Raw genomic sequence first — 12,762 nt, 5'->3', positions numbered from 1 at the left:
CTTGCTCGGGGGTTCAAGCAGCACCGGAATCCGTGGCTTTGAGCCTAGGGAGCGCCCGGAAAAGCCGCAATCCAGACATGCCCCCCGGCCCGCCCATATGCCTATCCGCCCAGGTCAGGGCGCGACACGGCCGTGCTTCTCGAAGGCCGCATGGGTGAGCGGCATGAGGTCCGCCCACGCCGCCTCCATCTGCTCGGCGACCATCTCGATCTCGCGCTGCGGGAAGGACGGGACCGCCGAGTTCTCCCGCTTGGTGCGCAGCGAGAGGAAGTGCATCAGCGAGCGTGCGTTGCAGGTGGCGTACATCGAGGAGAACAGGCCGACCGGCAGCACCGCACGGGCCACCTCGCGGGCGACACCGGCGTCGAGCATCTCCTGGTACGCCTGGTAGGAGGCCCGGTAGGAGGACTCCATCGCCTCGGTCGCGATCCTGTGCTGCTCCGCGGTGCCCGCGACGAACTCGTACTTGCCGGGGCGGCCCTGCTGGATCAGCTTGCGGTCCTCACCGGGCACGTAGAACACCGGCTGCAGCTCGCGGTAGCGGCCGGACTCCTCGTTGTACGACCAGCCGCTGCGGTGCCGGTGGAACTCGCGGAAGACGAAGATCGGCGCGCTGATGAAGAAGGTCATCGAGTTGTGCTCGAAGGGGGTGCCGTGGCGGTCCCGCATCAGGAAGTTGATCAGTCCCTTGGACTTCTCAGGATCCTGCTGGAGCGCCTCCAGGGACTGCTCACCCGCGGTCGAGACACGTGCCGCCCAGATCACGTCCGAGTCGGCCGCGGCGCTGCGCACCAGCTCGACGCTGACATCGCTGCGGAACTGCGGGGTCAGATCCACTTCATCGCTCACGCGAAGATCCTCCTGAGGTGTACTGAGTCGAGCCTTTTGTGACGCCCACAGCCTAGCCCGCCGCGACGGGCGCCGAAGCGCTGTGCAGCTTGATGGCGTGCTGCATCGCCTTGCGGGCGCGCGGTACGTCGCCCGCGTCCGCGTAGGCGACGGCGAGCCTGAAGAAGACCCGCCAGTCCCCCGGCGAGGCCTCGGCCTCGGCCTTGCGCCTGGCGAAGACCGCGTCGGCCGAGGCCCGGTCGATCCGGCCCCCCTTGGTGCGCCCGAGCTCGTCCACCGGCAGCCCGCCCTCGGCCTCCAGCTCGCGGGCGAGCCGCTCGCTGGCCCGGCCGAAGCGGATCGTCTGGCGCAGGAACCAGACCCCGATCGCCGGGATGACGAAGGCGCAGATCCCGATGCCGATGCCCAGGGGCTTGCCGGTGGCGATCAGCTGGACGCCCTCGCCGACGCAGACCAGGGCGACCAGGAACAGGACGCCGGAGAGCAGGAAGAAACCGGTGCGCGAGGTCATCGACGGCTCACAGGTCCAGGAAGTGTTCGAGGCCGAAGGTGAGGCCCGGGTGGTCCACCACCTTGCGCACGCCGAGCAGGATGCCCGGCATGAAGCAGCTGTGGTGCAGCGAGTCGTGCCGGATCGTCAGGGTCTCGCCGGTGTCACCGAACAGCACCTCCTGGTGGGCCAGCAGGCCGCGCAGCCGGACCGCGTGCACCGGCACCCCGTCCACGTCGGCGCCGCGCGCGCCCTCCAGGGCGTGGGTGGTCGGGTCCTGCTGCGGCGCCCGGCCGGCCTTGGTGCGGGCCGCGGCGATCAGCTGCGCGGTACGGGTCGCGGTGCCCGAGGGGGCGTCGGCCTTGCGGTCGTGGTGCAGCTCGACCACCTCGACCGACTCGAAGTACTTGGCCGCGACCTGTGCGAACTGCATACCGAGGACGGCGCCGATGGAGAAGTTCGGCGCGATCAGCAGACCGGTCCGCGGGCTCTCGGCCAGCCAGCCGCGCACGGTGGCCAGCCGCTCGTCGGTCCAGCCGGTGGTGCCGGTGACCACGTGGATGCCGTTGTGCAGGCAGTAGTCGAGGTTGCCCATCACCGAGTCGGGGTGGGTCAGTTCGACGGCGACCTGGACGCCGGCGTCACTCAGTTCGGAGAGCTCGTGGTCACGGCCCAGGGCGGCGACCAGTTCCAGGTCGGGGGCGGCCTCGACGGCCTTGACGGCCTCCGAGCCGATCCGTCCCCTGGCGCCGATCACGGCAACGCGCAGCGTCATTTCGGTAACCCTCTCAGTGCAGCAGGTCGGCGAGCGCGGCCGCCCGCCTGTCGTTGACCGGGCCGATCAGCGCGAGCGAGGGCCGGTACGCACCCAGCACATCACGTGCCACCGCCTGGACGTCATCCAGGGTGACCGCCGCTATCTTCGCCAGCATCTCGTCCACGGACAGGTGCTGCCCGTAGCAGAGTTCGGCCTTGCCGATCCGGTTCATCAGGGAGCCGGTGTCCTCCATGCCGAGCACGGTGGAGCCGGAGATCTGCCCGATCGCCCGGTGCAGCTCCTCGGCGGTGATGCCCTCCTCGACGACCTTGGCCAGCTCGGCGCGGCAGATCTTCAGCACCTCCTCGACCCGCTTGGGCTGGCAGCCGGCGTAGATGCCGAACAGGCCGCTGTCCGCGTACGAGGTGGAGTACGAGTAGACCGAGTACGCCAGGCCCCGCTTCTCCCGGACCTCCTGGAACAGGCGCGAGCTCATCCCGCCGCCGAGGGCGGCGTTGAGCACGCCCAGTGCCCAGCGGCGCTCGTCGTGGCGCGGTATGCCGGGCAGGCCGAGGACCAGGTGGGCCTGCTCGGTCGGACGGTTGAGCACCTGGATCTTCCCGGCGGTGCGCAGCGCCTTGACGGCGCGGGGCAGCTCGGCGGGGTGGCCGGTGGACCCGGCCAGCACCGGGGCGAAGGCGCGCTGGACCAGCCGGACCACCTTCCGGTGGTCGAGGTTGCCGGCCGCCGCGACGACCAGCTGCTCGGGCTTGTAGCGGCGGTGGTAGAACCCGGCGATCTGGTCCCGGCTGAGGTTGGTCACGGTCTCCTGGGTGCCCAGGATCGGACGGCCGAGCGGCGAGGAGCCGTAGATGACCTTGGCGAACAGGTCGTGCACCACGTCGCCCGGGTCGTCCTCGGCCATCGCCATCTCCTCGAGGATGACGCCGCGTTCGGCCTCCACGTCCTCCTCGCGGATCAGCGAGCCGGTGACCATGTCGCAGACCACGTCGATGGCCAGCGGCAGGTCGGTGTCGAGCACCCGCGCGTAGTAGCAGGTGTTCTCCTTGGCGGTGAAGGCGTTCATCTCGCCGCCGACCGCGTCCAGGGCGGCCGAGATGTCCAGCGCACTGCGCCGCGCGGTGCCCTTGAAGAGCAGGTGCTCCAGGTAGTGGGTGGCACCGCCCAGGACCGGGGTCTCGTCCCGGGAGCCGACGCCGACCCAGATCCCGAAGGTCGCCGAGCGGACCGTCGGCAGGGTCTCGGTGACGACCCGCAGGCCGCCGGGAAGGACGGTGCGGCGCACCGTGCCGGCGCCGTCGACGCCCTTGAGCAGGGTGCGGGTGGTGCCGGGTCGCTGCGTTGCCGCCGAGGCCTGAGCCAACGCGGGTACCTCCATGAATGGGAACAACAGGGTGCGGCCCGCACGCTCAGCTGGCGTGCGGGCCGCGGGGGTTCAGCTAGCCGTGAGCAGTCACTCGGACGCGGTGGCGGCCTCGCCGCCCTCCTCACCCTCGACGACCGGGATCAGCGAGAGCTTGCCGCGCGGGTCGATCTCGGCGATCTCGACCTGCACCTTGGTGCCGACCGCGAGCACGTCCTCGACGTTCTCCACGCGCTTGCCGCCGGCCAGCTTGCGGATCTGCGAGATGTGCAGCAGACCGTCCTTGCCCGGCATCAGCGAGACGAACGCACCGAAGGTCGTGGTCTTGACCACGGTGCCCAGGTAGCGCTCGCCGACCTCCGGCATGGTCGGGTTGGCGATCTGGTTGATCGTGGTGCGGGCGGCCTCGGCGGCCGGGCCGTCGGCGGCACCGATGTAGATGGTGCCGTCGTCCTCGATCGTGATCTCGGCGCCGGTGTCCTCCTGGATCTGGTTGATCATCTTGCCCTTGGGGCCGATGACCTCACCGATCTTGTCCACCGGGATCTTGATGGTGATGATGCGCGGGGCGTTCGGCGACATCTCGTCCGGAGTGTCGATCGCCTCGTTCATCACGTCGAGGATGTGCAGGCGGGCGTCCTTGGCCTGCTTCAGCGCGGCGGCGAGCACCGACGCCGGGATGCCGTTCAGCTTGGTGTCCAGCTGCAGGGCGGTGATGAAGTTGCGGGTACCGGCGACCTTGAAGTCCATGTCGCCGTACGCGTCCTCGGCGCCCAGGATGTCGGTCAGGGTGACGTAGTGCGTCTCACCGTCGATCTCCTGCGAGATCAGGCCCATGGCGATACCGGCGACGGCGGCCTTCAGCGGCACACCGGCGTTCAGCAGCGACATGGTGGAGGCGCAGACCGAGCCCATCGAGGTGGAGCCGTTGGAGCCGAGCGCCTCGGAGACCTGGCGGATGGCGTACGGGAACTCCTCGCGGGACGGCAGCACCGGGAGGAGCGCGCGCTCGGCCAGGGCGCCGTGGCCGATCTCGCGGCGCTTGGGCGAGCCCACGCGGCCGGTCTCACCGACCGAGTACGGCGGGAAGTTGTAGTTGTGCATGTAGCGACGGCGCGTCTCCGGGGAGAGCGTGTCGAGCTGCTGCTCCATGCGCAGCATGTTCAGGGTGGTGACACCCAGGATCTGGGTCTCGCCGCGCTCGAACAGGGCCGAGCCGTGGACGCGCGGGATGGCCTCGACCTCGGCGGCCAGGGTGCGGATGTCGGTGACACCGCGGCCGTCGATGCGGACCTTGTCCTTGATGACGCGCTCGCGGACGATCTTCTTGGTCAGCGCGTTGTAGGCGGCGCTGATCTCCTTCTCGCGGCCCTCGAACTCCGGGAGCAGCTTGTCGGCGGCGATCGCCTTGATGCGGTCCAGCTCGTTGTTGCGCTCCTGCTTGCCGGCGATGGTGAGCGCCTGGGCGAGCTCGTCCTTGACGGCGGCGGTCAGCGCGGCGAGCACGTCGTCCTGGTAGTCCAGGAAGACCGGGAACTCACCGGTCGGCTTGGCGGCCTGGGCGGCCAGCTGGGACTGCGCGGCGCACAGCACCTTGATGAACGGCTTGGCGGCCTCCAGACCGGCGGCGACGATCTCCTCGGTCGGGGCCTCGGCGCCGTCGGCGACCAGCTTGATGGTCTTGTCGGTGGCCTCGGCCTCGACCATCATGATCGCGACGTCGCCGTCCGGCAGGACGCGGCCGGCCACGACCATGTCGAAGACGGCCTGCTCCAGCTCGCTGTGGGTCGGGAAGGCGACCCACTGGCCCTTGATCAGGGCGACCCGGACGCCACCGATCGGGCCGGAGAACGGCAGACCGGCCAGCTGGGTGGAGGCGGAGGCGGCGTTGATGGCCACCACGTCGTACAGGTGGTCCGGGTTCAGCGCCATGACGGTGCAGACGACCTGGACCTCGTTGCGCAGGCCCTTGACGAAGGACGGGCGCAGCGGGCGGTCGATCAGGCGGCAGGTCAGGATCGCGTCCTCGGAGGGCCGGCCCTCACGACGGAAGAACGAGCCGGGGATCCGGCCCGCGGCGTACATCCGCTCCTCGACGTCCACGGTCAGCGGGAAGAAGTCGAAGTGCTCCTTCGGCTGCTTGGACGCGCTGGTGGCCGAGAGCACCATGGTGTCGTCGTCCAGGTAGGCGACGGCGGAGCCGGCGGCCTGACGGGCCAGACGGCCGGTCTCGAAGCGGATGGTACGGGTGCCGAAGCTGCCGTTGTCGATGACGGCCTCGGCGTAGAACACGTTCTCTTCCACCTGGAAGATCTCCTCTTTCGTACGTCTCCCGAGGAGCGCCCCTGCGCTTTGCCTACCGGTGGCCCGGGCATCTGGGCCGGTCTTCGATCGAAGCCTCCGGGTCGCCGGCGCCGTCGCCTGGACGGCCTGGCTCTCCCCGGCGGCCACTACCGAGGACCGGCGCCTCTCGGCCTGCTGGTCGGCGGTCGCGTGTGGACGCTCCCTGGGACGCGGGCGGCTTCCGTTTGAAGCCAGCGGCCCGCTCGGTGATGTCGCGCTGCCTCGGTTCGCGCGGCGTCTTCACGACACCATGACCGGGCATGCCCTTCACCTTACAAATTCACACCCTACAGAGCCCGCCTTTACCACGCGTGTGGAAAGGACTCGTCGCAGGGATTTCCCCCGGTGTCCGCCACCGCTGCGAAGAGCGGCGGCGCCGCGCGGGGATGCAGCGAGGGGCGGCTCCCCGGGAGGGGGAGCCGCCCCTGCACGGCGGACTTAGCGGGCGCCGCCGGCGGCACCGCGGCGGATGCCCAGACGGTCGACGAGCGTACGGAAACGCTCGATGTCCTTCTTGGCCAGGTACTGCAGCAGGCGGCGACGCTGGCCGACCAGGATCAGCAGACCACGGCGGGAGTGGTGGTCGTGCTTGTGGAACTTCAGGTGCTCGGTCAGGTCCGAGATGCGACGGGAGAGCATGGCCACCTGGACCTCGGGGGAACCGGTGTCGCCCTCCTTCTGGCCGAACTCGGCGATGATCTGCTTCTTGACGTCGGCGGCGAGTGCCACGGCATCTCCTTCAAGGGTTTGGCCGAGTGACCCTGGTAGAAAGCACAGGATCTGACAGAACTCGGACTGGCCAAGCGTACCAGCGCCCGCCGGCCGCCCCTGCAGCGGGGCGACGGCGGGCGCTCTGTCACCCCGGCCTACGGGTCAGCTGGTGGCGCCGCGGACCAGGCCGTAGATGTCCAGCACGGCGAGGGCCAGCGGGACCAGCGAGACCAGCATCAGGCCGTCCACCATGTCCAGCACCCGGCCCCAGAAGGGGGAGACGCCCAGGCGCGGGACGACCAGCGCGATGGCCGTGAGCACGGCGGCGCCGAAGGCGACCGAGGCGCCCAGCCAGATGGTGCGCAGATCGGTCTGGGTGGTGGAGCCGGCGGCCCGCACGATGAACTCGGGGGTGTGCAGCGACAGGCCCAGGATCAGCAGGCCCAGACCGGCCAGGCCGGCGATGGTGAGGGCGAAGACCTGCGCGGTGTAGCGGAACAGCCGGGCCCGCATCATGGTGGTGACGCCGAGCGCCAGCGCCAGCAGCTCGCCGTACATGGTGTCGCTGAAGCCGAGCACGGCGCAGGAGCCGACGGTCACCGCGGCGCAGCCGCCGACCAGGCCGACCAGCACCTCGTGGCCGCGGCGGGCCTGGTGGGCGATCTTCTCGTACTGGACGGTCTCGGCGCGGTCGGCGTCCTCGCTGAAGTTGCGGCCCCGGGTGCGGGCCTGGCCGGGGGCGCTGAAACCGACGGGCAGCCGGGCGAAGCGGGCGGACAGCGCGGGCAGCACGCCGATCGCGGCGATGGCGGCGACACCGGTGACGGCGGCGATGTGGGTGGCCGGGGTACCGGAGAGCAGCACGCCCGCGAAGGTCGCCAGGGTGCCCGCGGCGGCCAGGAAGGCGGAGGCGACGAAGACCGAGTCCTTCTCCGGCAGCAGGCCGACCAGCAGCACCGAGACCACCAGGACCGCGACGCAGCCGACCAGGAACTGGAGCCGGCCCGGACCGTCACCGGCGTGGGCGACCGCGATGATGCCGCTGCCCGCGATCAGCGTGTGCGGGAGCGCGCCGAGGCCGAGCGCGAGCCCGGCGTCGTGGTCGTCGTAGACCCGGGCGCGGATCCCGGCGAAGGCGACCAGGACGACCGCGGTCACGCCGGAGAGGATGCCCGGCAGGCTGTGCATGTCGTGGCGCAGGTCGGAGAACCAGAGCGCGAAGCCGAGCAGCACCAGCAGCACGGTCGAGCCGATCAGGCCGAAGGCCCGCATCAGCTCGGGGCTCCAGAAGCGGCGGTCGGCCTCGACGGCGCTGGCGATGGCGTCGGCCACGTCGTCGTAGACGGCCGGCGGCAGCGACTCGGCGAACGGGCGCAGGCTCAGCAGGTCGCCGTCGCGGACCTGCTGGGCGGCCAGCGGCAGGCCGCTGTCCAGGACCGTGCCGTCGCGGCGGACCAGGTGGAACCCGGTCGGTGCGCCGTCCGCCTGGGTCTGGCCGGAGAGCCTCAGCACTTCGGGGTAGATGTCCGCGAGCGGGACGTCCTCCGGCAGTGCGACGTCGATCCGGCTGTCCGGCGCCACCACGGTGACCCGGCAGAATCCGGTCGTTGCATTAGCGCTCACCGGCGCTCTCCCCCTTGTTGACTGGCCGTTCGTCGACTCGCCCCGATCCGCCGGGACCGGAACTCGCGCGGCCCGGATGAGACTTGGCGCGGCGTTACCCTACCGCCAGCGGGGCGTCCAGGCTCACCGGCCCTGCCTGCCGGAGCTGTGAAAGAAGCGTGACGTCCGGTCACCCCTTTTCCTCACAGCCGAGGATGGCTTGCCCCTGTAGCCCCACAGCCCGAGCAGACCAGTAGGATCGGCCCCTGCGCAAGGCGTACGGGGGCGGATACGCGCGACCCCGGTGACGCTTGCGGTCGGCGGAGCGGGGGCGGCGTCATCGCAATACGGGGCGCCCTCACCCGTACGTATCCAGTGCGTGAGGGCTGATGCCAGTGAGCGAGCGAAACGAGCGCCCCGTTGGGCGGTGCGAGTTGCGCGAAGCGGCCGACGCGCGAAGCGAGGAGGTCGCATGAGTGTGGTTACCGTCAAGCGTCCGGCGCGGGCGTATCCGCCCGCGGTGCCGGACGAACCGGTGGAGCTGGTGCCTCCGCCGGAGCTACCCAGGGCGGGCGGCGAGGACTGGCTGATGTCCCTGCTGCCGCTGCTCGGTATGGGCGGGTCGGCGGCCTTCCTCTTCTCTCCCGGTGCCCAGGGCCCGATGAAGATGATGGGCGTCCTGATGATCGCCTCCACCGCGGGTATGGCGGTGGCCCAGATCGTCAAGGCGCGCAAGGGCGGCAACGCGGGCACCGCGGACGAGCGCCGCGACTACCTGAAGTACCTGCAGCAGATGCGCCGCCAGGTGCGTCGTACCGCCGAGCGCCAGCGCGGCGCCCAGCTGTTCCTGCACCCCGAGCCCGACCAGCTGTGGTCGATCGTGGCGGAGGGCCGCCGGCTGTGGGAGCGCAGGCCCGGCGACGCGGACTTCGCGCAGATCAGGCTCGGCCGCGGCCCGCAGCAGCTGTCCACGCCGTTGGTGGCTCCGCAGACCGCGCCGCTGGACGAGCTGGAGCCGCTGGCCGCCGCGGCGATGAAGAACTTCCTCACCGCGCACGGCACTCTGCAGGAGCTGCCGCTGGCGGTCTCGCTGCGCGCCTTCTACCACATCACCGTCTGCGGCGACCCGGACACCGTGTACGGCAACGTCCGGGCGATGATCGCCCAGTTGACCACCCTGCACTCGCCCGACGACCTGATGATCGCGGTCGCCGCCGCGCCGGGCGCGGTGGACGAGTGGGAGTGGGCGAAGTGGCTGCCGCACACCCAGCACCGCAAGGACAGCGACGGCGCGGGCTCGCGCCGGCTGATCGCGACCGGGCTGGGCGAGCTGGAGTACCTGCTGGAGAACGAGCTGGCGGGTCGCAAGGGCTTCTCCCGTGAGACGGTTCCGTCGCCCGACCAGCCGCACATCGTGGTCGTCATGGACGGCGCCGCGGTGCCGCACGACTCGGTCCTGGCCGGCGCCGAGGGCGTGCAGGGCGTCACCGTGATCGAGGTCGTCCCGGGTGAACTGGACGAGCCCAACGGGCACTTGGTCATCTCGCTGACCAAGGACGAGCTGCTGCTGGAGTCCGCCTCCGGGGCCACCTACTCCGGCAAGCCGGACACCCTGTCCTCCTGGCAGTCCGAGGCGCTGGCCCGCCAGCTGGCGCCGTTCCGGGTCTCGGCCGGCGGGGACGACGGCGACCCGTCGCTGGTCAGCATGGACTTCACCGAGATGATGAGCACCGGTGACCCGGGCTCCTTCGACCCGGCCCGGCACTGGCGTCCGCGCCCGATGGCCGAGAAGCTCAAGGTCCCGCTGGGTGTCGGCACCAACGGCGAGTACGTCTGGCTGGACATCAAGGAAGCGTCGCTGCAGGGCATGGGCCCGCACGGCATGTGCGTCGGCGCCACCGGTTCCGGTAAGTCCGAGGTGCTCCGCACCATCGTGCTGGCGCTCGCGGTGACCCACTCCTCGGAGGTCCTCAACCTGGTCCTCGCCGACTTCAAGGGTGGTGCCACCTTCGCCGGTATGGCGGAGATGCCGCACACCGCGGCAGTGATCACCAACCTCGAGGGCGAAGCCACCCTGATCGACCGCATGCGCGACGCGATCGAGGGCGAGATGAACCGCCGCCAGGAGCTGCTGCGCGCGGCGGGCAACTACGCCAACATCAACGAGTACGAGCGGGCCCGTGCCGCCGGTGCGGCCCTGGACCCGCTGCCCTCGCTGCTGATGATCATCGATGAGTTCTCCGAACTCCTCACCGCCAAGCCGGACTTCATCGACCTGTTCATCCAGATCGGCCGTATCGGCCGCTCGCTGGGTATGCACATGCTGCTCGCCTCGCAGCGACTCGAGGAGGGCAAGCTCCGCGGCCTGGACACCTTCCTCTCCTACCGCCTGGGTCTGCGCACCTTCTCGGCCGCCGAGTCGCGGGCCGCGATCGGTGTGCCGGACGCCTACCACCTGCCGCCCATCCCCGGTGTCGGCTACCTGAAGTTCGGCTCCGACGTGATGGAGCGCTTCCGCGCCGCGTACGTCTCGGGCCCCTACCGTCCGCCGGGCCAGCAGCGCACCAGCAGCGGCCAGGTGATCACCGCCCAGCCGGTGCTGTTCACCGCCGCCGAGGTGCCGATCATCGAGCCGGTGGTCGAGGAGGTCTACGAGGAGACCGAGGAGATCGACGACTCCCTGCTCGACACCATGCTGGACGTCTTCGTCCAGCGGATGATCGGCCAGGGTCCGCCCGCCCACCAGGTGTGGCTGCCGCCGCTGGAGGACGCCCCCAGCATCGACGGGCTGGTGCTGCCGCTCCAGGTCACCCCCGAACGCGGGCTCACCACTTCGGACTTCGGCAAGGTGGGCACCCTGAAGGTGCCGGTCGGCATCGTCGACAAGCCGCGCGACCAGCGCCGCGACGTGATGGAGCAGGACTACTCGGGTGCGGCCGGTCACGGTCTGATCGTCGGTGGTCCGCGCTCGGGCAAGTCGACCATGGTGCGGACCCTGGTGGCGGGCTTCTCCGTCACCCACACCCCGATGGAGGCCCAGTTCTACCTGCTGGACTTCGGCGGTGGCGGTTTCCAGGGTCTGGAGGGCCTGCCACACGTCGGTGGCGTCGCCGGGCGTCTGGACGTCGACAAGGTGCGCCGCATGGTCAGCGAGGTGCACGGTGTCCTGAACCACCGCGAGGACCTGTTCCGCACCGCGGGGATCGACACCGTCGGCACTTTCCGGAGCCGGCGGGCGAGCGGCCAGCTGCCGAACGAGCTGCACGGCGACGTCTTCCTGATCATCGACGGCTGGCTGACCTTCAAGCAGGAGTTCGAGGCGCTGGAGCCGGTCATCTCCGACATCGCCCAGCGCGGTCTCGGTTACGGCGTCCACGTCATCGTGACCGCCGCCCGGTACGCCGAGGTCCGCCCCGCGCTCAAGGACCTGCTGCAGAACCGCACCGAGCTGAAGCTCGGTGACCCGATGGAGTCCGAGATCGACCGCAAGGTCGCGGTGAACGTCCCGGCGAACGCACCCGGCCGCGGCCTCTCCCCGGAGAAGCTGCACTTCCTCACCGGTCTGCCGCGCCTGGACGGCAAGTCCACCATCGACGACCTCGGCGACGGCCTGGCGGGCCTGGTCGAGGCGGTCTCCTCCGCCTGGACCGGGCCGCGCGCCCCGCAGGTGCGCATGCTGCCCTCCGTCCTGGACGGGAACTCGCTGCCCAAGGGCTTCGAGCACCCCGAACTGGGTGTCGCCATCGGTGTGGACGAGACCGAACTCGCGCCGGTCTTCCTCAACTTCGAGACCGACCCGCTGTTCGTGGTCTTCGGTGAGAGCGAGTCCGGCAAGTCCGCGGTGCTGCGCATGCTGATCAAGCAGATCACCGAGCGCTACACCCCGGACCAGGCCGGCATCGTGATCGGCGACTTCCGCCGCTCGCTGCTGGGCGTGGTGCCGCCGGAGTACCTGGTCGAGTACGCGGCGGCCGCGCCCGCCATGACCGCGATCGTGGACATGCTCCGCGGCGCCTGCGCCCGCCGTCTGCCCGGACCGGACGTCACGCCGGAGCAGCTGCGCAACCGCAGCTGGTACAGCGGCAAGGACATGTTCGTGATCGTCGACGACTACGAGCTGGTCGCCACCCAGTCGGGCAACCCGATGGCGCCGCTGGCCGAGTTCCTGCCGTTCGCCCGCGACATCGGTCTGCGCATCATCATCGCGCGCAGTGCCGGTGGTGCCGGCCGCTCGCTCTTCGAGCCGGTCATGCAGCGGATGCGCGAGCTGGGCGGCCAGGGTCTGCTGCTCTCCGGTGACAAGAACGAGGGCGCGCTGCTCGGCACGGCCAAGCCGCAGCAGCTGCCGCCGGGCCGCGGCGTGTACGTGACCCGCCGGATGACCGCGGGCCAGACGGTCCAGGTCGGCTGGCTGCCCACCCCGTAGCACCGGGCGGTGCCGTAACACCGAGTGACACGCAGAGGCCGGATCCGGTTACGGATCCGGCCTCTGCCGTATCGGGTGCCGAAACGTTATCGAGTTTCTCGCATGACTTTGCTGCGGTTCTCGTTGCCCTCGGGCGGGGCAGTGGGCCCGGGAGGGGCGCCTGGGCCAGTACAGGTCCGCCCGATAGACGACCTTGGATT

The 12,762-nt window shown here is 70.4% G+C and carries 8 protein-coding genes; 1 reads left to right on the top strand and 7 read right to left on the bottom strand.

Annotated features, from left to right (window positions below; all coding sequences use genetic code 11):
• Window positions 1-114: 114 nt before the first annotated feature.
• The 7 genes from thyX to eccD all read right to left on the bottom strand — a co-directional run bounded on the left by thyX (window position 115) and on the right by eccD (window position 8,157).
• A complete protein-coding gene (gene thyX / locus ACSMTC_RS25220) occupies window positions 115-849 on the bottom strand; it encodes an FAD-dependent thymidylate synthase (RefSeq protein WP_436561992.1) in 735 nt (244 codons plus the stop codon).
• Between the two features lie 52 nt (window positions 850-901).
• A complete protein-coding gene (locus ACSMTC_RS25215) occupies window positions 902-1,360 on the bottom strand; it encodes a tetratricopeptide repeat protein (RefSeq protein WP_436561991.1) in 459 nt (152 codons plus the stop codon).
• Between the two features lie 7 nt (window positions 1,361-1,367).
• Window positions 1,368-2,114, bottom strand: a complete 747-nt coding sequence (gene dapB / locus ACSMTC_RS25210; RefSeq protein ID WP_436561990.1) for a 4-hydroxy-tetrahydrodipicolinate reductase — start codon at window positions 2,112-2,114, stop codon at window positions 1,368-1,370.
• A gap of 13 nt (window positions 2,115-2,127) precedes the next feature.
• Window positions 2,128-3,495, bottom strand: a complete 1,368-nt coding sequence (locus ACSMTC_RS25205) for a M16 family metallopeptidase (protein WP_436561989.1) — start codon at window positions 3,493-3,495, stop codon at window positions 2,128-2,130.
• A gap of 75 nt (window positions 3,496-3,570) precedes the next feature.
• Complete coding sequence (locus ACSMTC_RS25200; protein ID WP_436561988.1) at window positions 3,571-5,784, bottom strand: polyribonucleotide nucleotidyltransferase; 2,214 nt, start codon at window positions 5,782-5,784, stop codon at window positions 3,571-3,573.
• Window positions 5,785-6,261: 477 nt separating this feature from the next.
• The gene (rpsO, locus tag ACSMTC_RS25195) at window positions 6,262-6,552 is read right to left on the bottom strand and encodes a 30S ribosomal protein S15 (RefSeq protein WP_030462697.1); all 291 of its coding nucleotides are present in this window, start codon (window positions 6,550-6,552) and stop codon (window positions 6,262-6,264) included.
• Window positions 6,553-6,696: 144 nt separating this feature from the next.
• Entirely contained in the window at window positions 6,697-8,157 is a 1,461-nt protein-coding gene (gene eccD, locus ACSMTC_RS25190; protein WP_436561987.1) for a type VII secretion integral membrane protein EccD, read from the bottom strand.
• Between the two features lie 451 nt (window positions 8,158-8,608).
• Between eccD and eccCa the strand changes: the two genes are divergently transcribed.
• Entirely contained in the window at window positions 8,609-12,562 is a 3,954-nt protein-coding gene (gene eccCa, locus ACSMTC_RS25185) for a type VII secretion protein EccCa (RefSeq protein WP_436561986.1), read from the top strand.
• The last annotated feature ends 200 nt before the right edge of the window (window positions 12,563-12,762 follow it).

The organism is Kitasatospora sp. HPM-01-4, assembly GCF_051374625.1.
Lineage (GTDB): Bacteria > Actinomycetota > Actinomycetes > Streptomycetales > Streptomycetaceae > Kitasatospora.
The sequence above is the reverse complement of the archived record's forward strand: the minus strand, read 5'-3'. Positions and strand labels throughout refer to the sequence as shown.

What these genes read in the sequence shown, in the direction of transcription:
- dapB (WP_436561990.1), bottom strand. Translation starts at nt 2,114, where the DNA reads ATGACGCTGCGCGTTGCCGTGATCGGCGCCAGGGGACGGATCGGCTCG.
- ACSMTC_RS25215 (WP_436561991.1), bottom strand. Translation starts at nt 1,360, where the DNA reads ATGACCTCGCGCACCGGTTTCTTCCTGCTCTCCGGCGTCCTGTTCCTG.
- eccCa (WP_436561986.1), top strand. Translation starts at nt 8,609, where the DNA reads ATGAGTGTGGTTACCGTCAAGCGTCCGGCGCGGGCGTATCCGCCCGCG.
- ACSMTC_RS25205 (WP_436561989.1), bottom strand. Translation starts at nt 3,495, where the DNA reads ATGGAGGTACCCGCGTTGGCTCAGGCCTCGGCGGCAACGCAGCGACCC.